Source organism: Hydrogenophaga sp. (assembly GCF_019635465.1).
In the GTDB taxonomy this organism is placed as follows: Bacteria; Pseudomonadota; Gammaproteobacteria; order Burkholderiales; family Burkholderiaceae_C; genus Hydrogenophaga.
This window is the reverse complement of record NZ_JAHBZK010000017.1, coordinates 58,854-81,497: the sequence shown is the minus strand read 5'-3', so window position 1 is coordinate 81,497 and position 22,644 is coordinate 58,854. Positions and strand designations below refer to the sequence as shown.

Below are 22,644 nucleotides of genomic sequence, written 5' to 3'. Positions count from 1 at the left end.
TTGCGCGGTGAACTTCGCCCAACTGCTCTTCCCCGACTTCTCGCTCATCCTCATCGGCTACCTGGTCTGCCGCTTCACGCGGCTCAACCGCACGGTGTGGGAGCAGGTCGAGAGCTTGGTCTATTACTTCCTGTTCCCGGTGCTGCTGTTCCACAGCATCGTCAAGAACCCGCTTGATCTGTCGGCGGCGTCCAGCCTGGTGGGCGCAGCGGTGTCGCTGGCCGCGCTCGGCATTGCGCTGTCGTATTCGCTGCCGCACTGGCCCTGGCTGGGCAAGCGCATCGACGTGCGCCTGCACGCCGCCAGTGCACAGGTGGCGTTTCGCTTCAACTCCTTCATCCTGCTGGCGCTGGCCGATCGCGTGGCGGGGCCGCAAGCCCTGCTGCTGGTGGCCGTGATCATCGGTTTCTGCGTGCCCATCTTCAACGTCGGCGCCGTCTGGCCCATGGCCCGCCACGCCAACAAAGGTTTTGCGGGTGAGCTGCTGCGCAACCCGCTGATCATCGGCACGGCCACTGGCCTGGTGGCCAACCTGGCGGGTTTTTCCATGCCGCCCTGGCTGGAACCGACGGTGACCCGGCTGGGCCAGGCTTCGCTGGCGCTGGGCCTGATGGCCGCTGGCGCCGGCATGCAGTTCGCCTCGCTCGCACACGGCAAGCAACTCGGTGTGAGCGTGCTGGCCATCAAGCACCTGGCCATGCCGCTGATGGCCTTTGGCCTGGCCCGGCTGTTCCACCTGGACGCCACCCAGACCGCGGTGTTGCTGACCTTCTCGGCCGTGCCCACCGCGTCGAGCTGCTACGTGCTGGCCGCGCGCATGGGCTACAACGGCCCCTACGTGGCCGGGCTGGTGACGCTGTCAACCCTGCTCGGCATGCTCAGCCTGCCGTTTGCCCTGGGCGTGCTGGGCGGCCTGGGTTGACGGCCCCGGCGCACGCAGGCCACACACGCCAGATACCCCAGCGCCTTGTGCTGGTGCATGCCGGCTCCGCCAACGCCCCGGGATCGCGCACAAACCGGCCTGGCCGCGCGGATTTGCGCTGGCACACGGCTTGCGTGTGTTGCGGTGGGGGGCAGCACCTTGCGGTCTGATTCCTGAATAGCTGGCTAGGGTTCCGGTCTGCGCAAGCCGATGTCTGGTCCGAGAGCTGGCGACCTCCAGTCGAGGTTACACGGCGGGACAAAAGCCCGGGAGACATGCGACGCCACACCGTGGTGGTCGCTGCTCCCAAGCTGTCCGTCAACCAACTGGAGTGCCCATCATGCAACTGCGCCGTTCGCTGGCCGCCCTCGCCCTGGGTCTTGTCGGCCTCATCGCCGCCCCCGCCCACGCCGCCCCCAAAACGCAATTCGACGTCTGCTGGACGATCTACGCCGGCTGGATGCCCTGGGACTATGCCCAGACGCAAGGCATCGTCGACAAGTGGGCCAAGAAGTACGGCGTGCAGATCAAGGTCACGCAGCTCAACGATTACGTCGAGTCGATCAACCAGTACACCGCCGGCAAATTCGACGGCTGCACCATGACCAACATGGACGCGCTGACCATTCCCGCCGCCGGCGGCGTGGACAGCACGGCCCTCATCGCCAGCAGCTTCTCCAATGGCAACGACGGCATCGTGCTCAAGGGCAAGGGCAAGTCGGTGAAGGACCTCAAGGGCCTGAACATCAACCTGGTCGAGCTCTCGGTGTCGCACTACCTGCTGGCGCGCGGCCTGGAAAAGGCCGGTCTTCGCGAGCGCGACGTGAAGGTGGTCAACACCTCTGACGCCGACATCGTGGCCGCCTTCGCCACGCCCGCGGTGAAGGCCGCCGTGGCCTGGAACCCGCAGCTCGCGGCCATCGCCGCCACGCCCGACACCAGCGCCGTGTTCGATTCGAGCCAGGTGCCTGGCGAGATCATCGACATGATGGTGGTCAACACCGCCACGCTCAAAGACAACCCCGCGCTGGGCAAGGCCCTCACCGGCGCCTGGTTCGAGGTGATGGCGCTGATGAAGGCCGGCAACGAGGCCGCACTCACCCACATGGCCAAGGCCTCGGGCACCGACCTCGCCGGCTACAAGGCCCAGCTCAAGACCACCGCGCTGTTCCACACCCCGGCCGAGGCACTGGCCTTCGTCACCAGCCCCAAACTGCCCGAGACCATGGGCCGCGTGTCGCGGTTCTCGTTCGACAAAGGCCTGCTCGGCCAGGGCGCGCGCAACGCCGACGCCATTGGCGTGGCCTTCCCCGGCGGCGTGGTGAACGGCAGCAAGACCAACACCAAGCTGCGCTTCGACGCCACCTACCTGCGCATGGCCGTCGACGGCAAACTCTGATCGGTTCATCGATTCCATGCGCTTCATCAACCGCCACCCAGGCCGCGGCGGCCGGCTGCTGCTTGCGCTGCTGCCGCTGATCCTGCTGGCCATCGCCTACGCCGTGGGCTCGGCCTCGCGCCTGGCCGAGAACCCGGACGACAAGCTGCTGCCCAGCGTGTCGCAGATGGCCGAGGCGGTGCAGCGCATGGCGTTCGAGGAAGATCCGCGCACGGGTGAGGTGCTGCTGTGGAGCGACACGCTGGCGAGCCTGCAGCGTCTGGGCCTGGGCCTGGGTGTGGCCGCGCTCGCCGGCCTGGGTCTGGGCACGGCGGCCGGCGCGTTCCCTCTGCTGCGCGCCAGCCTGTCGCCCTTGATGGCGCTCGCGTCCATGGTGCCGCCGCTGGCCATCCTGCCGATCCTGTTCATCGTGTTCGGGCTCGACGAGCTGTCCAAGGTCATGCTCATCGTCATCGGCATCACGCCCATCCTGGCGCGCGACCTGGAGCAGCGCGCGCGCGAGCTGCCGCCCGAGCTGCTCATCAAGGCCCAGACCCTGGGTGCCAACAGCTGGACCACGGTGCTGCGCGTCATCCTGCCGCCATTGATCGCTCGCCTGCTGGTGTCGCTGCGGCTGATGCTGGGCTCGGCCTGGTTGTTCCTCATCTCCGCCGAGGCGATTTCGTCCACCGCGGGGCTGGGCTACCGCATCTTCCTGGTGCGGCGCTACCTGTCGATGGACGTGATCCTGCCCTACGTGGTGTGGATCACCCTGCTCGCGTGGCTGATGGACTGGGGCCTGCGCTGGCTGCACCGCCGCGCCTTTCCGTGGGCCGACTGACATGCCGTACATCGACATCCGCAACGTGTGGCAGCGCTACGGCGACCACGTGGTGCTCGAAAACCTGAACCTGCAGGTGGAAGAAGGCGAGTTCTGCTCGCTGGTGGGCGCCTCGGGCTGCGGCAAGTCCACCTTTCTGCGACTGCTGCTGGGGCAGGAGCAACCCAGCAAGGGTGAGCTGCTGCTGCAGGGCCAGCCGTTGCGCGCCGAACCCGACGCCAGCCGCGGCGTGGTGTTCCAGCGCTACTCGGTCTTCCCGCACCTGAACGTGCTCGACAACGTGGCCATCGGCCTGGAGCTGCCGCGCGCGCCGCTGTGGGGCCGCCTGTTCGGCGCCGCCAAGAGCGAAGCGCGGGCGCAGGCCGAGGCCATGCTGCAGCGCGTGGGCCTGGGCCATGCGCTGAACAAGTACCCGAGCCAGCTCTCGGGTGGCATGCAGCAACGCCTGGCCATTGCACAGGCGCTGATCACCCGCCCGCGCCTGCTGCTGCTCGACGAGCCCTTCGGTGCGCTGGACCCCGGCATCCGCAAGGACATGCATGCGCTGCTGCGCCAGCTCTGGCAGGAGACCCGGCTGACCGTCTTCATGGTCACGCACGACCTCAGTGAAGGCTTCACCCTGGGCTCGCGCCTGCTCGTGTTCGACAAGGTGCGCATCGACCCGCACGCGCCGCAGGCATACGGCGCACGCATCACCTACGACATCCCGCTCCACCATGAAGACTGACGAAGACCTCGAACTGCGAACCACCCTGTACGAAGAAACCGTGCCCGGCGGCGGACACACCTCCTTCGTGCTCAAGCGCGGACAGACGCTGCGCCTGACCGACCTGGAAGGTGGCGCCAACGTGAGCCTGATGCTGCTCAATGCCCACCACCCCAGCGAGCGGCTGAACCTGCCCGACACGCTCAAGGGCCAGCACACCGCACGCCTCACCGCAGGCCATGGGCTCTACTCCGACATGGGCCGCGTGCTGGCCATCATCGGCGCCGACACCTGTGGCTGGCACGACAGCCTGGGCGGTGTGCTCGACGCGGCCGAAGCCGAAGAGAAATACGGCGTGGGACGCTACCAGGAGCTGCGCAACGCCTTTCACCGCAACGGCAGCGACAACCTGCTGGTGGAGATGGGCAAGTGGAACCTCGACCTGCCCGACCTGCTGATGGTGGTCAACCTGTTCAGCAAGGTGGTGGTGGACGCCGAAGGCGGCTTTCAATTTGTGCCCGGCAACTCGTCGGCCGGCCAGTACGTCGAGCTCTACGCGCCCATGGACACGCTGGTGGTGCTCACCGCCCTGCAACACCCCATGGACCCGGCGCCGCGCTACGCGCCCAAGCCGGTGCAACTGAGCTGGCTGCAGGCGCCCGACGACGCCATCACCACCGCGTTCCGCGCCTCGCGCGGCGAGAACGCCCGCGCCCTGCACAACACCGAACGCTTCCTTCGCTGAAGGCGCCGGAGACACGCACCATGACCCTGACCCACAGCACCCTGCAGGCCGAGGACGCCGTGTTCCGGCACGTGATCCCGGCGGGCGAACCCTACCTGTTCGAGGTGAAGGCCGGCCAGACGCTGCGCCTGCTCGACCTCGAAGGCAACCAGGCCATCGACACGCTGTTCTACAACGCGCAGGCGCCGCGCGAGCGCTACGACGCGCAACGCACGCTGCGCCGACAGAACAAGGTCTACCTCACCACCGGCAGCGTGCTCTATTCCAACCTGGGCCGCCCGTTGCTCACCATCGTGGCCGACACCTGCGGCCGCCACGACACGCTGGGCGGTGCCTGCGCGCAGGAGAGCAACACCGTGCGCTATGCGCTCGGCAAGCGCTACATGCACAGCTGCCGCGACAACTTCCTGCGTGCCTGCCTGCACGACGGCCGGCTCGACAAGCGCGACATCGGCGCCAACATCAACTTTTTCATGAACGTGCCGGTCACGCCCGAAGGTGGCCTCACCTTCGAAGACGGCCTGTCCGCACCAGGCAAGTACGTCGAGCTCAAGGCCGAGATGGACGTGATCGTGCTGATCTCCAACTGCCCGCAGCTCAACAACCCCTGCAACGGCTGGAACCCCACCCCGGCGGAGGTGCTGGTGTGGAACTGATACCCGCGCGCTGCACGACCTGACAGCGCGCTGCCGCCATGGACGGCCATGGCGTGCCCCGACCCCGCGGGACGGCCCGCCCTTGCGAGACCCATCGCATGTTCAAGAAGTTGTTGATCGCCAACCGCGGCGCCATCGCCTGCCGCATCCAGCGCACCCTGCGCACGCTCGGTGTCGGTGCCGTGGCCGTGTACGCCGAGGCCGACGTCGCCAGCCAGCACGTGCAGCAGGCCGACGAAGCCCATTCACTGGGCGATGGACCCGCCGGGCAAACCTACCTGGTGGTCGACAAGATCCTGGCCGCCGCGCGCGCCAGCGGCGCCACCGCCATCCACCCCGGCTACGGCTTCCTGTCCGAGAACGCCGCGTTTGCCGAAGCCTGCGAGGCCGCCGGCATCGCCTTCGTGGGGCCCACGCCCGGGCAGTTGCGCGTGTTCGGCCTCAAGCACACGGCGCGCGCACTGGCCCGGGAACAAGGCGTGCCCATGCTCGAAGGCACCGGCCTGCTGGACGACGTGACACACGCGCTGCGCGCCGCCGATGAGGTGGGCTACCCGGTGATGCTCAAGAGCACTGCGGGCGGCGGCGGCATCGGCATGCGCGTGTGCCGCTCGGCCGCGGAACTGGGCGAGGCCTTCGAGGCTGTGAAGCGCCTGGGCCAGAACAACTTCAGCGACGCGGGTGTGTTCATCGAGAAGTACATTGAGCGCGCTCGCCACCTGGAGGTGCAGGTGTTCGGCGACGGCCGCGGCGAGGTGATTGCGCTCGGCGTGCGCGATTGCTCGGTGCAGCGGCGCAACCAGAAGGTGATCGAGGAAACCCCGGCGCCCAACCTGCCCGACGGCATGGCCGACGCCCTGTGCGCGGCCGCGGTGCAACTTGCCAAGGCGGTGAACTACCGCAGCGCGGGCACGGTCGAGTTCGTCTACGACGATGTCGCCAAGCGCTTCTACTTTCTGGAGGTGAACACCCGCCTGCAGGTGGAACACGGTGTGACCGAGCAGGTGTGGGGAGTGGACCTGGTGCGCTGGATGATCGAACTCGCTGCGGGCGAGTTGGCACCGCTGGCCGATCTCGCCGCCACCCTTACGCCCAGGGGCCATGCGATCCAGGCGCGCCTCTACGCCGAAGACCCGGGCCGCGACTTCCAGCCCAGCCCGGGCCTGCTCACACACGTGGCCTTCCCGGTCGCCGATGGTCATCGCCTGCGCATCGACACCTGGGTCGAAGCCGGCGGCGAAATTCCGCCGTACTTCGATCCGATGATCGCCAAGCTGATCGCCTGGGGGCCAGACCGGGAGGCGGCTCGCGCGGGACTCGACCAGGCCCTGGCCGACACCGTGCTCTATGGCGTGGAATGCAATCGCAGCTACCTGCGCCAGATCCTGGCTGATGCGCCGTTTGCCAGCGGATCGCCCTGGACGCGTTGCCTCGAGGGGCTGCGCTACGTGGCCCACACGCTGGAGGTGCTGGGCGCCGGCACGCAGACCACCGTGCAGGACGTGCCCGGCCGGCTGGGCTATTGGGCCGTGGGTGTGCCCCCCTCCGGCCCCATGGACGACCGCGCGCTGCGCCTGGGCAACCGCCTGCTGGGCAATGCCGAGGATGCGGCCGGCCTGGAGATCACCATGACCGGCCCCACGCTGCGCCTGCACACCGACGCGGTAGTGGCCGTCACCGGTGCGCCCATTCCTGTGCGCCTGAATGGCGAAGCCCAGCCCATGAACACCGCGCTGCGGGTGCCGGCGGGCAGCACGCTCGCCTTCGGCACCATCGCAGGCGCGGGCGCGCGCAGCTACCTCACGCTGCGCGGCGGCGTGCAGGTACCCGACTACCTGGGCAGCAAGAGCACCTTCACGCTGGGCCAGTTCGGCGGCCACGCCGGGCGGGCGCTGCGCGCGGGCGACGTGTTGCACCTGCAGGCCCTGACCGACAGCTCGGCGGGCGCCACCCTGCCTACGGCGCTGTGTGCAGAGTTGCCCGCCGTGCGCACGCTGCGTGTGATCTATGGGCCGCATGGCGCGCCCGAGTACTTCACCCCCGGCTACATCGACACCTTCTTCAACACCGAGTGGTCGGTGCACTTCAACTCCAGCCGCACCGGCGTGCGCCTGATCGGCCCCAAACCCGCGTGGGCGCGTGAGAGCGGCGGCGAGGCAGGCCTGCACCCGTCCAACATTCACGACAACCCCTACGCCATTGGCGCGGTCGATTTCACCGGCGACATGCCGGTCATCCTCGGCCCCGACGGCCCCAGCCTGGGCGGCTTCGTTTGCCCGGTCACGGTGATCGAAGCCGACCTGTGGCAGCTCGGCCAGCTCAAGGCCGGCGACAAGCTGCGCTTTGTGCCGGTGGACCTGGCCACGGCGCGTCGCCTGGCGATCGCACGCCGTGACGAATGCGCCACGCTGACCGCCGACGCCACGGCCTGGCAAACCAGCCCGCTGGCCTCGCCCATCGTGCTGGACATCGGCCAGGGCGATCACCGACTGGTCGCGCGCCTGAGCGGCGACACGCACGTGCTGCTGGAGGTGGGCGCGCCCGAGCTCGATCTGGCGCTGCGCTTTCGGGTCCACGCGCTGATGCAGGCGCTGCAGACCCGCGCCCTGCCCGGCGTGATCGACCTGACCCCGGGCATTCGATCGCTGCAGGTGCACCATCAGCCCGAGACGCTGCCGCTGGCCACCTTGCTCGACGCCGTGGCCGGTGAGTGGGACGCCGTGTGCGCCATGCGGGACCTGAGCGTGCCCTCGCGCATCGTGCACCTGCCGCTGTCCTGGGACGACCCCGCCTGCCAGCTCGCGATCCAGAAATACATGACGACGGTGCGCAAGGACGCACCCTGGTGCCCCAGCAACCTCGAGTTCATCCGCCGCATCAACGACCTGCCCGACCTCGACGCGGTTCACCGCACCGTGTTCGATGCCAGCTACCTGGTGATGGGCCTGGGCGACGTGTACCTGGGTGCGCCAGTGGCCACGCCACTGGACCCGCGCCACCGCCTGGTGACCACCAAGTACAACCCCGCGCGCACCTGGACGGCCGAGAACTCGGTGGGCATCGGTGGCGCCTACCTCTGCGTCTACGGCATGGAAGGCCCGGGCGGCTACCAGTTCGTGGGCCGCACGCTGCAGATGTGGAACCGTTACCGCGAGGTCGAAGCCTTCGGTGGCAAACCCTGGCTGCTGCGCTTCTTCGACCAGATCCGCTTCCACCCGGTGAGCGCGGACGAACTGCAACGCATCCGCCGCGACTTTCCCCTCGGGCGCCACGCCGTGCACATCGAAGACAGCACGCTCTCGCTCAACGACTACCAGGCCTTTCTCGAGCGCGAAGCGGCGGGCATCGACGCCTTTCGGACCCAGCAGCGCGCGGCCTTCGACGCCGAGCGCCAACGCTGGATCGACACCGGCCAGGCGCACTTCGAGGCCGAAGAAGCCGTGGCCGACACGGGCGACGACACGCCGCTGCCAGCCGGTCAGCGCGCCATCGAAGCCTTGATCGCGGGCAACCTGTGGCAGGTGCAGGTCCAGCCGGGGCAAGCCGTGGCCGCCGGCGATGTGCTGGTGATCCTGGAGTCGATGAAGATGGAGATCACGCTCGAGTCACCATGCGACGGCGTCGTGCGCGAGGTGCGTGCGGCCCCGGGCTCGCCGGTGCGCGCGGGTCAATGCGTGGTGGTGATTGAAGAGGCCGCAGCGGCTGCTTCAGACTAGGGCCTGTTCACACCATTTTTCCAAGTGCGAACGGGCCCTAGTACCCGAGCAGGCTCTGCCGCACATGCAGCAGATGCTCCAGGGTCAATGACCGGGCGCGGGCCGCGTCCCGGTCGCGCAGGGCTGCGACCACGGCGCGGTGCTCGCGCTGGTAGGCCAGGCGCCGCTCGGGGGTCACGCTCTTTTTCTTGAGCTGGCCCCAGTCGCCCTGGGCGCGCACCGTCTTCATGAGGGTGAACACGTCGGCAACGAAGCTGTTGTGCGCGGCGTCGGCAATGGCCTGGTGCAGCTCGGCGTCCCAGTGCTCGAAGGCCTCGAGCGTTTGCGCGGCCTCGGCTTCGTCGCAGCACTGATCCATGCGTTTGAGATCGGCCACCGTGGCGTTGCGAATCGCCATGTCGATGATGGCCGGCTCCAGCGCCAGGCGCGCCTCCATGAGGTCGGCGGGGCTGGTGTGCTGGGCCGCGTCCTGCGACACGCGACGCGTGAGCCGGGCGGCGGTCTGATCGGCGACGAAGGTGCCGCTGCCCACGGTCTGCTCGATCAGTCCCTGCTCCTTGAGCTCCAGCAAGGCCTTGCGAACGGTGGTGCGGCTGACGTCGAAATCCACCGACAGCTCGCGTTCGGTGGGCAGGCGATCACCGGCGCGCCAGCGGCCGGAGCGCAACTGGTCGAGCAGCGATTCGCGCAAGGCATTGGACAGACTCATGGGCGATGACTGTACCAAATCAGACCAATCGGCCTTCGGCTCACCGGCTAGGTAGTTCCCCCATGCCTCACGCATTGGAAGTTTGCCTACGATGCCGTTCTGGTACCAATTGGTACGTTTTGGTATTTCATCTCAGGAGCCATCTTGCGCATCGCCACCTTCGTCCACCAGGGCCAACGCCGCGTGGGCATCGTCTCGTCCGACGCGCGCAGCGTCACACCCCTCGACCTGCCGGCCGACCAGGCCGCGCGCGGCGCACTGCCGCTGATCGACGCCGCCGCCCAGGGCCAGGCCCTGCCCGCGCCGGCGGGCGCCGCCATCGCGCTGGGCGACGTGCAACTCATCGCACCGATCCCGCGCCCGCTGCGCAACATCTGGTGCGTGGGCCGCAACTACCACGAGCACGCCAAGGAGCTGCAGGGCTCGGTCTTCAAGAACAACAACGCCAACCCTGCACAGTGGCCCATCGTGTTCACCAAGGTGCCCGAGTGCGTGGTCGGCCCGAGCGACACGGTGCAACTGCCCGGCGAGGCCGTGTCGGCCCAGATCGACTACGAGGCCGAACTGGCGGTGGTCATCGGCACCGGCGGCAAGAACATCGCCAAGGCCGACGCCATGCGCCACATCTACGGCTACACCATCGTCAACGACGTGACCGCACGCGACGTGCAGATGCGCCACCAGCAGTGGGACATGGGCAAGAGCTTCGACACCTTCTGCCCCATGGGCCCGTGGATCGTCACCGCCGACGAACTCGATGGCCAGCACACGCGCGTGCGCTGCTGGGTCAACGGCGAGCCGCGCCAGGACGGTCGCACCGAGGACCTGATCTTCGACATCCCCACGCTGATCGAGACCGTCTCGCGCGGCATCACGCTCTACCCCGGCGACGTGATCGCCACCGGCACACCCGCCGGTGTCGGCATGGGCCTGAGCCCGCCGCAATTCCTCAAGGCCGGCGACGTGGTCCGCATCGAGATCGACGGCATCGGCCTGATCGAGAACCGCTTTGCCTGACGTCAATGGCGCATGACGAATGACAAATGACGAATGACTTCGCGCTGCGCGCTCGATGACCCGTCTCGCGCCCCTGTCATTTGTCATCCCGCCTCGCAGAGGCAAGTCATTCGTCATCCACCACCGCAACCCGACACACACCAACAAAGGAGACACACATGCAACGACGTGACTTTCACCGCCTGCTGGGTGCATCGGCCCTGGGCCTGAGTAGCGTAGGCACCGCCTTCGCGCAGGACGCCTACCCGAGCAAACCCATCACCCTGGTGGTGCCCTTTCCGCCCGGTGGCGTGGCCGACACCGTCGGCCGCCCGGTGGCCGAGGCCATGGCGCGGCACCTCAACCAGTCGGTGGTGGTGGCCAACCGCGCGGGTGCTGGGGGCGGCATCGGCATGGCGGCGGTGGCCAAGTCGCCAGCCGATGGTTACACCGTGCTGATGGCGCTGTCGTCGCTGGTGGTGCTGCCGGAGGCCGACCGCATCCTCAACCGTCCGCCCCAGTTCGAAGTCAACCAGCTCGCGCCGATCGCGCGCATGACGGCGGACCCGAACGTGCTGGTGGTGCGCGCCGACAGCCCGTGGAAGACCTACGCCGAGTTCATTGCCTATGCCAAGGCCAACCCGGGGCGCATCACCTTCGGGTCGTCGGGCAACTACGGCACCATGCACGTGCCGATGGAGCAGCTCAAAGGCGCCACCGGCACTTTCATGCTGCACGTGCCCTACACCGGCGCCGGCCCGGCCATCGTGGGCTTGCTGGGCGGGCAGGTTGATGCCCTGGCCAGCGGGCCGGCCAGCATCGTGGGTCACATCAAGAGCGGGCGCATGCGCGCGCTGGCGCACTGGGGCGAAGGCCGCCTGGCCTTGTTGCCGGACGTGCCCAGCTTCAAAGTGCTGGGCGTGAACATCAGCTACTCACAGTGGGCGGGTCTGTTTGCGCCCGCGGGCACGCCGCAGCCGGTGATCGACAAACTGCGCGAAGCTGCGCGCGCCGCTGCGCGCGACGAGCGCACCATCCAGATCATGACCACCGCCGGCACGCAGTTCCAGTACCAGGACGCGGCCGAATTCGATGCCTTCGTCAAGGCCGACGCCGCAGCCATGAAGGCAGTGGTGCAGCGCATCGGCCGCGTGAACTAGGCATTGCCGTCGCAGGTGCAACAGATAATGCGAATGTTCAACGAAGCGTTTGAAGCAGTAGTTATTACCTAGCAAACAAGATCACTCAATACTCATCTGCCTCTTCTGAAATAAGCTTCAAGCGCATACGAAGCAACTCCATCGACTTTGGTCGGTAAGTTGATGCACACGTAGAATCATAGAAAGATACGTTTCCATTGGCAAGAACTCCGAATCCGGGTGCGGTCCTAACGTATTCCTTTGTTGAAAGCGGAGGAACCCACTTCTTCACCCTTCCTTCGTATGCAAGAAGCCACTGCTCCCCAACCAATGAGTCGGGACTCATGTGCTTCTTCCAAACATCAATTGACGCGGTTTTTGCGACTAGCTTTCTTGCCCGAGCATCTAATGCGAGCAATGCAACTATAGAGTTATCAATACGGCGAACTGTGGTCGATGCGGAAGTTTGCAGGGGTAGATCGAATAAGAGATGCCCCCAAAGCGCCCACGCCACTTCACTTGTGTGCCCTCTCAACGCGTGAAGTTGTATTGTCATATGCAGTAACTCTGACAAACCATCCAGATCAATCAGATACCCTGCATCGCGATACGTAGACAGAATATCCAGGACAACCGGGAGTACTGCGGGTTCCGCTTGTGCCCACTGAAAAAGCAGCTGCTGATACAATCGCCAATTATTCTGCGCCACGATAAATCCGGCAGTCTTGCGAACTGCATAGACAATAATCCCCTGATCTGGACATTCAAGCCTAAGCTCGACCGATCTATTAAAAAGATCGACCAACAAAGTTTTCTGAAGAGCCATCTTGGTGCTCCCCGTTAGAGCCATGTTCCGAATTTCCCTAGGCCAACTACCATCAAGTGGCGCAGGAAGTTCAAATATGCATGTCTTCGCTTCGTTAGCTATCAACTCGAATTGACCTAGTATTTCCTGAAACCTTGACAACCCTTTCTCTGCCTCATTAAAGGTGGCAAATGCAAACTCGAAGTCGTCTAGATATCGGAAGTATCGGCTGCCGACTTCGCCGACTATCTGCCTATCCAGTTTTGTCAGCAACATTTCAGCAACCAAGAACGAAGTATCCGGGCCAATCGGAATTCCTTTAGTTTGCTTTAGCTGACCGATTTGCAGAAGCCTATCAATCTTATTACCCCGGAGTTTTGCCCAGCCGATTTTCTCTTGCGATTTTTCCTTGCCATGAAGAGCCCAAGGAATCGAGTGCGTGTAGATGGAGGGATAAAAGCCCTTGATATCTGTCTGCAAGCCATATCGCATGCCGGCGCGAATACGCGCCCTATGCTCTGGAATATCGGAAAACGAACCAGCCCATTCGTACGCTCTTTTAGCCTGCCCACTCGTGGTCTTTTTAGGCTTGCTCAACGCCTGCCCGGGCTTGGAATACCACTTTGCAGTCAATGCAGGCCACATCGCTTCGATAACCGAGGCCAACATAAAGAAATTAATTGGATTCGGAATATCCAACTGCCTTCGTAGCGTCCCAGCTCTAGCCAAATTGTAAGAGACCGGTCTACTAATGTAATTAGGCTCTCGGTCATTGCTAAGTGCAAACGGAGCAGCAGGGGTATTTGCCGTGAGGAAATGAGCATATGTTTTGGTGTGAAACGGGGGCGGTAATTCAGCAGGGAAGTAGCCGTTAGAAAGTAATCTCTTCATAATATCCCCCTATCTAGCTGTAGCTATTCACACACAAGCTCACTTCATCCTTGAGTGTTGGCGGTGCAAATCGTGCAATACACCCCGCAGGCTGATGGCAAATCCAATATAGCCCTTACGGCCCATTAACCAAGCATTTTTCAGGCACTCCAACAAGCCGCATACATCTGGACTCAGCGCGGCGCGACGGTATCGATGCGGCGCTGCAGCCGCTGCACCGCCGCCGCATCGCCTGCAGCGCGCGCGGCCTGTTGCTGAACCCCGAGCCAGGCCAGCAGCGGCCGCGGCCAACCCTGGGCCGAGGCCGTGTCCACCGCGAGTTGCACCACACCTGGCGAGGCCTGCGCCCGCCCGAAGGCCACGCCGGCGGCCACCAGGCGGGTGATCGGGTCGTCGATGCCACGCAGCGCAGCGGCGGGATCGGCAGCGCCCAGCGCGGCACGGTGCGCCGGCGGCAGCAAGGCCGCATCGGTGGGCAAGGTCTGGTTGCGCAGGTAGCGCGCGTAGGCGGCATCTTCGGGCGCCGCGTCCGGCGACAGCGCCTCAAAGCCGCTGCACGCTTCGAACTGCAGGGTGGCCGCGCGCAGGGCGCAGCGGTGCAGCTCGGCGCGCGCCAGCAGGTCAGGCCTTGCGGTGCGGGCGATGGCCGCGCGGGCACGTGCGAACTCAGCGCGCTCAACCGCGTCGCGCCCCTCCAGCCAGGCGACGGCGGCGTTATCGAGGCTGCTGCGCGCGCTCAGTTGCCAGTCGGGCGGGGGCGGTGTGCTGGAACAGGCCGCCAGCGACAGCCCGAGCGCAAGGGGAATCCACAGTCGCTTCATGGCAGCTTGATCTCCGTGTCGCGCGCAAACGGCCACTTGCGGTTGATCTCGTTGATCAGGCTGTCGACCTGACGCAGGCTGCGTTCGACTTCCGCACGCAGCGCCACCAGATCGGTGGTGGCCTCGCGCGTATTGGCCGCAATGCCCTGGGCCTCCACCAGCACGGCGTCCACCTTCTGCAGGCTGCCGCGGGCATCGGCCAGCAGGCCGGTGAGCTGCGTCACGGTGCCGCGCACATCACCCATCAGACTGCCCTCGCCCGGCGCTGCGCCCTGGCCGAACACCTGGCGGTCGGCGTTGGCCACCAGCGAATCAAGCCGCTTGGTGAGTGCGTCGGCGCGGGCGATGAGCGCGTTGGCGCCCTCGATGGTGGCCGCGAGCCGCTTGGCGTCGGCCTCGTTGCCGGTGAGCACACCGAGCGCGCCGTGCGGCCCGTTGAGTTTTTCGGTGGTGGCCTGCAGGTTGGCCAGCGTCTGGTTGAGCGCCGCGTCGCGCTGCGTCATGGCGTTGAGGTTCTCCAGCAACTCGCGCACCGCGGCGGTGATCTGCGGGATCTCGGCCGCCGCATCGCCGCGCAGCACCGTGCGCTCGGCGCCGTTCTCCAGTGGCGGGTCGTCGAGCACACCGCTGAAGGCGCGGATGCGCGTGCCGCCCACCAGGCTGCGCTCCATGGTGAACACACTGGAGGTGCGCAGCCACTTGGCGTCGCGCGTGGGCACGTCCACCAGGATGCGCGCGTTGCCGTCCTCGCCCAGTTCCACCCGTGCCACGCGCCCGATCGGGAAGCCGGCAAAGGTCATGTTCATGCCCACCGTCACGCCCTCGGCGTCGTCGGCGATCAGCACCACACGCTGGGTGGGATCGAACACGCCACGCGCAAACATCACGTACAGCGCCGAGCCCACCACCAGCAACAAGGTGAGCGCCATCAGCAACGCGGCCTTGAACGCCAGGCCGTTGACCGGTGGCGGGTCGGGCACCAGGGGTTCGTGTTGGGGCGTTTCTGACATGTCGGTATTCAGTAGTAGTTGCCCACCAGCGAGACGATCTCGACCAGCAGCAGCACCGAGAACAGACGGGCAAATTCGGTCATGTCGCTGCGGGGAATGAAGCGGCCGTGGGCATCGGGCTCGGCCGCGCCGGCCAGCGGCACCACCGCCACCGCGAGGCTGAAGAACAGCGTCTTCAGGCCGAAGATGAGCGCCACCACCGGGGTGAACACACCGCCCACGTCGTGCGAGTAGAACCCCAGCGCCCAGGGCGATGTGCCGTAGACCATGAAGTAGGTCAGCACCAGGGCCACCACGCCCGACAGCGCGGCCAGCAGCACCACCGAGTGCACGCCCGCGATGGCCCGCGGCAGCAAGACGCCGGCCAGCCCCTCGATGCCCGGGATGTGGCCGCCCGCACGCTGGCGCGCATCGAGTTGCGCGCGCAATTGCTCGGCGCCCGGCATGGCGTGGCGCAGGGCCACGAACAGCGCAGCGGTGAGCGGTATGAGTTCGAGCACCAGGGTGCGCACCAGCACCTCCAGCGCGTACTGCGACAGGCCGTAGCTCTCTGCCGTGGCGGTCACGATGCGGATGATGACCAGGCTGATGAGCACCGACAGCACCAGAAACCACGGCAACAGTGGCAGCACCGCATGCACCAGGTGCGCCATGATGCGCCGACTGCGCCCGCCGCTGTAGCTGGCCGGCGTGAGCACCAGCACCAGGATCTGCGCGGCCAGCTGCAGCGCGTGCCACCAGCCCACGGCGTGGCCACGCAAGCGGCGGGATTCGCGTTGCAGGGCGTGGGCTGAGCGTGCCGGTACCGACATTCGGCGCATCATAGCCAGCGAGGGCATCCGCCGCCGCCCATGAGCGGTGAGATTTGGTGACACCCCAGTGACGCCGATCGGTGTTTGTGCCGATGAACAATGGCGCCGGTGCCGATCCAATGCGAGCGGCCAACCGATGCCAATCACACGCCAAGGGCCACACAGGAGACCGCATGAAACCCGCCTACTCGCCGCAGGTGCGACGCCAGACCATCGCCGACGCCTTGCACCGCACCGCCCTGCGCCTGCCGGACAAGCTCGCCATCGCCTGTGGTGACACCCGCTGGAGCTACGCCGACTTCGACGCGCTGGTGACGCGCCTGGCCGCGGGCCTGGCCCACCTGGGCGTGGCCGAAGGCGACAAGGTGGCGGTGCTGGCGCGCAACTCGCACGGCTTTGCGGCGCTGCGCTTTGCCGTGGCACGCCGTGGCGCCGTGCTGGTGCCGATCAACTTCATGCTCAAGGCCGACGAAGTGGCCTACATCCTGCGCCACGCGGGCGCCAAGACCCTGGCCACCGACAGCGGGCTGAGCGAGCTGGCGCGCGCCGCCGCCGCGCAGGACACATCGGTCGAGCGCTTCATATGGCTGCCCGGCGAAGACCCGAGCGAGCCGGACCCCACCATGCACCGCTTCGATCACCTGGCCGCCAGCGCCGAGCCCCTGCCGGACGTGCAGCTGCAGAGCACCGACGTGGCCCAGATCGTCTACACCAGCGGCACCGAATCCATGCCCAAAGGCGCGATGCTCACGCACGACGCGGTGCTGTGGCAGTACGTGAGCTGCGTCATCAACGCCGAGATCGCCGAGGCCGACGTGGCCCTGCACGCGCTGCCGCTGTACCACTGCGCGCAGCTCGACGTCTTCTTCGGCCCGGCCATCTACATGGGCAGCACCAATGTGATCACCGGCAAGCCGGTGCCCGATCACCTGCTCAACCTGCTCGAGCAGCACCGCATCACCAGCTTCTTCGCGCCGCCCACGGTGTGGATTGCCCTGCTGCGCTCGCCGGCCTTCGACCCGGCACGCCTGCGCACGCTGGCCAAGGGCTACTACGGCGCGTCCATCATGCCGGTGGAGGTGCTCAAGGAGCTGGCCACGCGATTGCCGTCGGTGCGGCTGTGGAACCTGTACGGCCAGACCGAAATCGCGCCGCTGGCCACCATGCTGCCGCCCGAAGACCAGCTGCGCAAACCGGGGTCGTGCGGCAAGGCGGTGCTCAACGTCGAAACGCGCGTGGTCAACGACCTGATGGAAGACGTGGCGCCCGGTGAGGTGGGCGAGGTGGTGCACCGCTCGCCGCACCTGATGCTGGGCTACTTCAACGACCCCGAGAAAACCGCCAGCGCCTTCTCGGGCGACTGGTTCCACAGCGGCGACCTGGCCACCATCGACGACGAGGGCTACATCACCATCGTCGACCGCAAGAAGGACATGATCAAGACCGGCGGCGAGAACGTGGCCAGTCGCGAGGTCGAAGAAATGATCTACCGCCTGGGCGCGGTGAGCGAGGTGGCGGTGATCGGCCTGCCCGACCCCAAGTGGGTGGAAGCGGTGACCGCCATCGTGGTGGTCAAGACCGGTCACACGCTCAGCGAGGACGAGGTCATTGCCCACTGCAACACGCACATGGCGGGCTTCAAAAGCCCGAAGCGCGTGGTCTTCACCGAGGCCCTGCCCAAGAACCCCAGCGGCAAGCTGCTCAAGCGCGAGCTGCGCCTGCGCTACGCGACGGGTTGAAGACACGACCGGCTGAAGCACCCAGCCGTCACAGGTTCTCGTGGTGCGCACTGGCACCACGCTTCCAGTAGGCGGAGGCCCGCACGCGGTGCTTGGGCAAAGCGTGCGTGCCCACCAGCACCTGGCGCACGGCCGCCATGCTGGCGGACTCGCCCGCGGCCCAGGCAAAGCCTTGCCCATCGGGCAACGTGAGGGCGGCCACCGCCGTGGCCAGCGCGTCGGCGGCGTTGCCACCCACCCAGGCCACCTGCGCATTGGGGTGCGTCACTGCGTCCATTGCCGCATCGAGCACTGCGCGATCACTCTCGGTGGCACTCTGCGCCACCACCTGCGTGCGCAGGGAGGCGGGCGATTCGGCCAGTCGGCGCGCGATGGCGGGCAAGGCGGTCTCGTCGCCGACCAGCAGTTGCCAATCGAAGCCTGAGGGCCAGACAAAAGAGCCGCGCGGCCCGCCCACACCCACCTCGTCGCCCACCCTGGCCTGTGCGGCCCAGCCACTGGCTGCGCCGTCGCCATGCAGAAAGAACACCACCTCCAGCTCACCGGCCGCGGGGTCGAACCGGTACGGCGTGTAGTCGCGCATCTGCGGGCGCTCGGCGCCGGGTGGCAGTGCCAGGCCATCGGGCCCGGGTTGGGGCAGCACCAGATCGGCGCCCGCGCGGGCCGGCAACATGAGCTTGAAGTGGTCGTCGAAAGAGGCGCTGGTGAAGCCTCGCAGGGCCTCGCCCTGCAGCCGCACGTTGACGAAGTTGGCGCTCAGGCGCTGCACCTGCGTCACCGCTGCGCGGCGCACCTGCAGGTCGTGGCGCACGCGCTGCGGCGCCAGGGGGTCGGTTTGGGAGTCGTTCATGGAGGGTATTTGGTTGATAATGACAACCATCTTCGCCGCATTTGGTTGACCCTATCAACCAAAAGGGATTTGATGACCCGACCTGCCGACACCGACATCCTGGACCTGCTCAGTGCGCTGATGCACGGCATGCGCCGCCATACGCACACCGCCGTGCAGACCGAGGGCGAGGGCCTGGGCCCGATGGAGGCGCGTTGCCTGAACTACTTTGCCCACCACGACGGCCACACCCAGCGCGATCTGGTGCGGCACTCGGGCCGCGACAAGGCCCAGATCGCACGGTTGGTAAGGGCCTTGATGGAGCGCGGGCTGCTGGTGACCACACCCGACCCGGACGACGCGCGAAGCCAGCAGGTGCACGTCACCGCCGAAGGTCGCGCCCTGCAGCGACGCCTGCAGCAACACCGCCTCAAGCTCGAGCGCACGCTGACCCAGCGCCTTCAAGGCAACGAGAAAGCGCAGTTGCTGGCCCTGTTGGGCCGCCTGCGAGATGCCATGCCGGGGGCCGAGTGAGTTCAGCGCCGGCCCTGCGCCAAGGCCCAGGCCACGTGCTCGCGCACCAGCGGGCTGGGGTCGTCGGCGCGCGTGGCCAGGGCTTGCGCGAACGCGGCGTCGCCGCTGGCACGCAAGGCATTGCCCAGCGCCACCGCGATGTTGCGCAGCCAGCGCTCATGGCCGATGCGCCGGATAGCGCTGCCTTCGGTGCGCCGCAAGAACTCGGCCTCGCTCCAGGCGAACAGGTCGATCAGCGTCCCGTCGGCCATGCCCTCTCGCAGGTCGAAATCGGGCAGCGGGCTGCGCTGCGCGAACTTGTTCCAGGGGCAGGCCAGCTGGCAGTCGTCGCAGCCGTAGATGCGGTTGCCCATGGGCGCGCGCAACGCCTCGGGGATGGGGCCGCTGTGTTCGATGGTGAGGTAACTGATGCAACGGCGTGCGTCCACGCGCTGCGCGCCGGTGATGGCTTGCGTGGGGCACAGGTCCATGCAGGCGCTGCAACTGCCGCAGTGGTCGCTGGTGGGTTCGGTGGCGGGCAGCGCCAGGTCCACATAGATCTCGCCCAGAAAGAACATCGACCCCGCGTCGCGGTGCAGCGTGAGCGTGTGTTTGCCGCGCCAGCCAATGCCACTGCGCGCGGCCAGCTCCACCTCCAGCACCGGCGCCGAGTCGGTGAACACGCGGTGACCGAAGGGGCCGACCTCGTCCGCGATGCGATCGGCCAGCTTCTGCAGGCGAGAGCGCAACACCTTGTGATAGTCGCGACCCCGTGCATACACCGACACCACCGCCTCGCCGGGTCGCTGCTGGCGCTGCCATTCGCGCTCGATCCAGTCGCCCGGTGTGTCACTCGGCAGGTAGTCCATGCGCGCGGTGATCACGCTCACCGTGCCCGGCACCAGCTCGGCTGGGCGCGCGCGTTTGAGGCCGTGCGACGCCATGTAGGCCATCTCACCGTGGCATCCAGCCGACAACCAGGCCATCAAACCGGCTTCTGCGGCACTCAGATCCACATCAGACACACCGATTTGGGAGAATCCGAGCTGTCTCCCCCACGCCTGAGCACGCAAGATCAGTTGAGCAGCATTCACCACAGCCTTCATGGGGCGCCGATGGTAGCAACCGGCCCCCAGACCTGGCAGGGCCGCTGGGCCCAGGAGGCCGACACGCTGGCCTTCGCTCAGCGCCTGGCGATGTGTCCTTCGCTCGCTCACGCCACCCTGGCCCTCCATGGCGACCTGGGTGCCGGCAAAACCACCTTCGTTCGCCACCTGCTGCGCAGCCTTGGCGTGCGCGGGCGCATCAAGAGCCCCACCTATGCGGTGGTCGAACCCCACAGCGCCATCGACTGCCCGCTGATGCCGCCCGGTGAGCCGCTGTCCATCTGGCACTTCGACTTCTACCGCTTCAACGACCCACGCGAGTGGGAAGACGCCGGCTTTCGGGAACTGTTCGCGCAAGCCGGCCTCAAGCTCGTCGAGTGGCCGGAACGCGCCGCCGCTGTGTTGCCACCGATCGATCTCGATCTGCACATCGACCCCGACCCGATGAACACCGACCCCGAACACGACGACGCACGCCAGGTGCGCGCCGTGGCCCATACACCCGCTGGCCGCTTGCTGCTGGCCGCCATTGCATGACCGAGGCACTGCGGCCCATCGCCCTGCCCCGCCGTGTGCTGCTGCGCGCCGGCTCCATCGTCCTGTTGCTCGGCACCGCGCAGATCGCGCGCGGCGCGTCGGTGGTGGCGGTGCGCATCTGGCCGGCCGAGGACTACACCCGCGTCACCATCGAAAGCGATCTGCCGCTCAACGCGCGCTCGTTCATGGTCAACGAGCCACCGCGCCTGGCGGTGGACATCGACGGCATGGACCTGGTGCCCGAGTTGCGTGAGCTGGTGGCCAAGCTGCAGGCGGACGACCCCAACATCGCCGGCATCCGGGTGGGCCAGAACTCGCCCACCGTGGTGCGGCTGGTGATCGACCTCAAACACGCCATCAAGCCGCAGGTTTTCACGCTCGAGCCCGTGGCCGCCTACCAGCACCGGCTGGTGTTCGACCTCTACCCCGCCACGCCCCCCGACCCGCTGCAGCAGCTGGTGGCCCAGCGCGGCCAGGCGCGCGACGAGGCCAGCGAACGCGCCGCGCGCCTGCTGGGCCTGGAGACCGAACGCCTGGCCAAGACCTCCCCGGCGCACCCCCCGGCGTCACCGCCAGCCTCGCCCGCACACGACCCGCTGGGCGACTGGATCCACAAAGGCGGCCGCCCCGGCGAGCAGGCCACCGCCAAGGCCACGCCGCCGGCCAGCAACAAGGCCGACAACCCACCCGCAGCCACGCCCGACGCACCGACCGCGGTGGCCAAGGGCCCACCGGCCTCCAAGCAGCGCCCCGGCGCCAACAAGGGCAAGACCGAGCGGCTCATCGTGGTCGCGCTCGACCCCGGGCACGGCGGTGAAGACCCCGGTGCCTCCGGCCCCAAGGGCACGCGCGAGAAGAACGTGGTGCTGCAGATCGCGCACAAGCTGCGCGAACGCATCAACGCCACCACCGTCAACGGCAACCCCATGCGCGCCTTCATGACGCGCGACGCCGACTTCTTCGTGCCGCTGCAAACGCGCGTGGCCAAGGCGCAGAAAGTGCGCGCCGACCTGTTCATCAGCATTCACGCCGATGCCTTCTACAGCCCCGACCCCGCAGGTGCCAGCGTCTACGCGCTCAGCACCCGCGGCGCCAGCTCGGCCGCCGCGCGCTGGATGGCCAACAAGGAAAACGCGTCCGACCTCGTGGGCGGCGTCAACGTCAAGTCCAAGGACGCCACTGTGCAGCGCGCCCTGCTCGACATGAGCACCACCGCGCAGATCAACGACAGCCTCAAAATCGGCAGCCAGTTGCTGGGCGAGGTGCGCCGCGTCGGCAAGCTGCACAAGCCGCGCGTGGAGCAGGCCAACTTCGCGGTGCTGCGCGCACCCGACATCCCCAGCGTGCTGGTCGAGACCGCGTTCATCAGCAACCCCGAGGAAGAACGCCGCCTCAACGACCCCAAGTACCAGAACGACCTGGCCGACGCCTTGCTGCGCGGCATCGTCAAGTACTTCGAAGCCAACCCGCCGCTGGCGCGCAACCGCCAGATCTGAGCGCACCCGTGCCCGCACGCACCATCGACGTGCTGGTCAAGCCCAACGCAAAGACCAGCGAACTCAGCGACAACGGCGACGGCACCTGGACCGCCCGCATTGCCGCCCCGCCGGTGGACGGCAAGGCCAACGAGGCCCTGATCGCGCTGGTGGCCAAGCACTTCGGGTGTGCGAAGTCGCGCGTGACGATCAAGAGCGGCGCGTCGGGACGACGCAAGCGGTTGGTGGTGGAGGATGGTGGGTGACGGGTTCAGACTGGATGCAGACGTACGATGAA

Annotated in this window: 21 protein-coding genes and 1 riboswitch; of the genes, 14 read left to right on the top strand and 7 right to left on the bottom strand. The window is 66.9% G+C overall.

What is annotated here, in order from left to right; translation table 11 throughout:
* Nucleotides 1-7: 7 nt before the first annotated feature.
* From KF871_RS15595 to uca, 7 genes are all read left to right on the top strand, one after another.
* Nucleotides 8-922, top strand: coding sequence for an AEC family transporter (locus tag KF871_RS15595; RefSeq protein ID WP_291144506.1), 915 nt, complete (start codon nt 8-10; stop codon nt 920-922).
* A 174-nt stretch (nt 923-1,096) separates the two neighbouring features.
* A riboswitch (guanidine-I (ykkC/yxkD leader) is annotated at nt 1,097-1,197 on the top strand.
* Between the two features lie 65 nt (nt 1,198-1,262).
* Nucleotides 1,263-2,321: a putative urea ABC transporter substrate-binding protein gene (locus KF871_RS15590; RefSeq protein WP_291144504.1), complete on the top strand. Its 1,059-nt coding sequence runs from the start codon at nt 1,263-1,265 to the stop codon at nt 2,319-2,321.
* A gap of 16 nt (nt 2,322-2,337) precedes the next feature.
* Nucleotides 2,338-3,141 (top strand): ABC transporter permease, encoded by an 804-nt coding sequence (locus tag KF871_RS15585; protein WP_291144501.1) that lies wholly within the window; start codon nt 2,338-2,340, stop codon nt 3,139-3,141.
* 1 nt (nt 3,142) lies between these two features.
* Nucleotides 3,143-3,868, top strand: a complete 726-nt coding sequence (locus tag KF871_RS15580) for an ABC transporter ATP-binding protein (RefSeq protein ID WP_291144498.1) — start codon at nt 3,143-3,145, stop codon at nt 3,866-3,868.
* Nucleotides 3,858-4,592 carry an urea amidolyase associated protein UAAP1 gene (locus KF871_RS15575; RefSeq protein ID WP_291144495.1) on the top strand — a complete coding sequence of 245 codons (735 nt, stop codon included), beginning with the start codon at nt 3,858-3,860 and terminating at the stop codon, nt 4,590-4,592. Before KF871_RS15580 ends, KF871_RS15575 begins: the two co-directional genes overlap by 11 nt.
* Before the next feature lie 20 nt (nt 4,593-4,612).
* Nucleotides 4,613-5,248 (top strand): urea amidolyase associated protein UAAP2, encoded by a 636-nt coding sequence (locus tag KF871_RS15570; RefSeq protein ID WP_291144492.1) that lies wholly within the window; start codon nt 4,613-4,615, stop codon nt 5,246-5,248.
* A gap of 98 nt (nt 5,249-5,346) precedes the next feature.
* A complete protein-coding gene (gene uca, locus KF871_RS15565; protein ID WP_291144490.1) occupies nt 5,347-8,964 on the top strand; it encodes an urea carboxylase in 3,618 nt (1,205 codons plus the stop codon).
* Between the two features lie 37 nt (nt 8,965-9,001).
* Here uca and KF871_RS15560 read toward each other — a convergent pair whose 3' ends face one another.
* Complete coding sequence (locus tag KF871_RS15560; protein WP_291144486.1) at nt 9,002-9,673, bottom strand: FadR/GntR family transcriptional regulator; 672 nt, start codon at nt 9,671-9,673, stop codon at nt 9,002-9,004.
* A 144-nt stretch (nt 9,674-9,817) separates the two neighbouring features.
* On the opposite strand from KF871_RS15560, the gene KF871_RS15555 reads away from it, so the two are divergent.
* Nucleotides 9,818-10,690 carry a fumarylacetoacetate hydrolase family protein gene (locus tag KF871_RS15555; protein ID WP_291144482.1) on the top strand — a complete coding sequence of 291 codons (873 nt, stop codon included), beginning with the start codon at nt 9,818-9,820 and terminating at the stop codon, nt 10,688-10,690.
* Between the two features lie 158 nt (nt 10,691-10,848).
* Nucleotides 10,849-11,829, top strand: coding sequence for a tripartite tricarboxylate transporter substrate binding protein (locus tag KF871_RS15550; RefSeq protein WP_291144479.1), 981 nt, complete (start codon nt 10,849-10,851; stop codon nt 11,827-11,829).
* Between the two features lie 85 nt (nt 11,830-11,914).
* Here the strand turns inward: KF871_RS15550 and KF871_RS15545 are convergent, their stop codons facing one another.
* The 4 genes from KF871_RS15545 to KF871_RS15530 all read right to left on the bottom strand — a co-directional run bounded on the left by KF871_RS15545 (nt 11,915) and on the right by KF871_RS15530 (nt 16,147).
* The gene (locus KF871_RS15545) at nt 11,915-13,504 is read right to left on the bottom strand and encodes an RNA-directed DNA polymerase (protein ID WP_291144476.1); all 1,590 of its coding nucleotides are present in this window, start codon (nt 13,502-13,504) and stop codon (nt 11,915-11,917) included.
* 173 nt (nt 13,505-13,677) lie between these two features.
* A complete protein-coding gene (locus KF871_RS15540) occupies nt 13,678-14,325 on the bottom strand; it encodes a hypothetical protein (RefSeq protein ID WP_291144473.1) in 648 nt (215 codons plus the stop codon).
* A complete protein-coding gene (locus KF871_RS15535) occupies nt 14,322-15,335 on the bottom strand; it encodes an MlaD family protein (protein ID WP_291144470.1) in 1,014 nt (337 codons plus the stop codon). The genes KF871_RS15540 and KF871_RS15535 overlap by 4 nt, the downstream gene beginning before the upstream one ends.
* 8 nt (nt 15,336-15,343) lie before the next feature.
* Nucleotides 15,344-16,147 carry an ABC transporter permease gene (locus KF871_RS15530; protein ID WP_291144467.1) on the bottom strand — a complete coding sequence of 268 codons (804 nt, stop codon included), beginning with the start codon at nt 16,145-16,147 and terminating at the stop codon, nt 15,344-15,346.
* A gap of 173 nt (nt 16,148-16,320) precedes the next feature.
* On the opposite strand from KF871_RS15530, the gene KF871_RS15525 reads away from it, so the two are divergent.
* Nucleotides 16,321-17,886 carry an acyl-CoA synthetase gene (locus tag KF871_RS15525; RefSeq protein WP_291144464.1) on the top strand — a complete coding sequence of 522 codons (1,566 nt, stop codon included), beginning with the start codon at nt 16,321-16,323 and terminating at the stop codon, nt 17,884-17,886.
* A 28-nt stretch (nt 17,887-17,914) separates the two neighbouring features.
* Here KF871_RS15525 and KF871_RS15520 read toward each other — a convergent pair whose 3' ends face one another.
* Nucleotides 17,915-18,736: a siderophore-interacting protein gene (locus KF871_RS15520; RefSeq protein ID WP_291144461.1), complete on the bottom strand. Its 822-nt coding sequence runs from the start codon at nt 18,734-18,736 to the stop codon at nt 17,915-17,917.
* A gap of 72 nt (nt 18,737-18,808) precedes the next feature.
* Between KF871_RS15520 and KF871_RS15515 the strand changes: the two genes are divergently transcribed.
* Nucleotides 18,809-19,249, top strand: a complete 441-nt coding sequence (locus KF871_RS15515; RefSeq protein ID WP_291144459.1) for a MarR family winged helix-turn-helix transcriptional regulator — start codon at nt 18,809-18,811, stop codon at nt 19,247-19,249.
* Between the two features lie 2 nt (nt 19,250-19,251).
* On the opposite strand, the gene queG is transcribed toward KF871_RS15515, so the two are convergent.
* Nucleotides 19,252-20,325 (bottom strand): tRNA epoxyqueuosine(34) reductase QueG, encoded by a 1,074-nt coding sequence (gene queG / locus KF871_RS15510; RefSeq protein WP_367172063.1) that lies wholly within the window; start codon nt 20,323-20,325, stop codon nt 19,252-19,254.
* A gap of 18 nt (nt 20,326-20,343) precedes the next feature.
* Between queG and tsaE the strand changes: the two genes are divergently transcribed.
* The 3 genes from tsaE to KF871_RS15495 are packed head-to-tail and all read left to right on the top strand — an operon-like array spanning nt 20,344 to nt 22,612.
* Nucleotides 20,344-20,871, top strand: a complete 528-nt coding sequence (gene tsaE / locus KF871_RS15505; protein WP_291144454.1) for a tRNA (adenosine(37)-N6)-threonylcarbamoyltransferase complex ATPase subunit type 1 TsaE — start codon at nt 20,344-20,346, stop codon at nt 20,869-20,871.
* Nucleotides 20,868-22,367: an N-acetylmuramoyl-L-alanine amidase gene (locus KF871_RS15500; protein WP_291144451.1), complete on the top strand. Its 1,500-nt coding sequence runs from the start codon at nt 20,868-20,870 to the stop codon at nt 22,365-22,367. Before tsaE ends, KF871_RS15500 begins: the two co-directional genes overlap by 4 nt.
* 8 nt (nt 22,368-22,375) lie before the next feature.
* Entirely contained in the window at nt 22,376-22,612 is a 237-nt protein-coding gene (locus KF871_RS15495) for a DUF167 domain-containing protein (protein WP_291144448.1), read from the top strand.
* Nucleotides 22,613-22,644 lie beyond the last annotated feature (32 nt).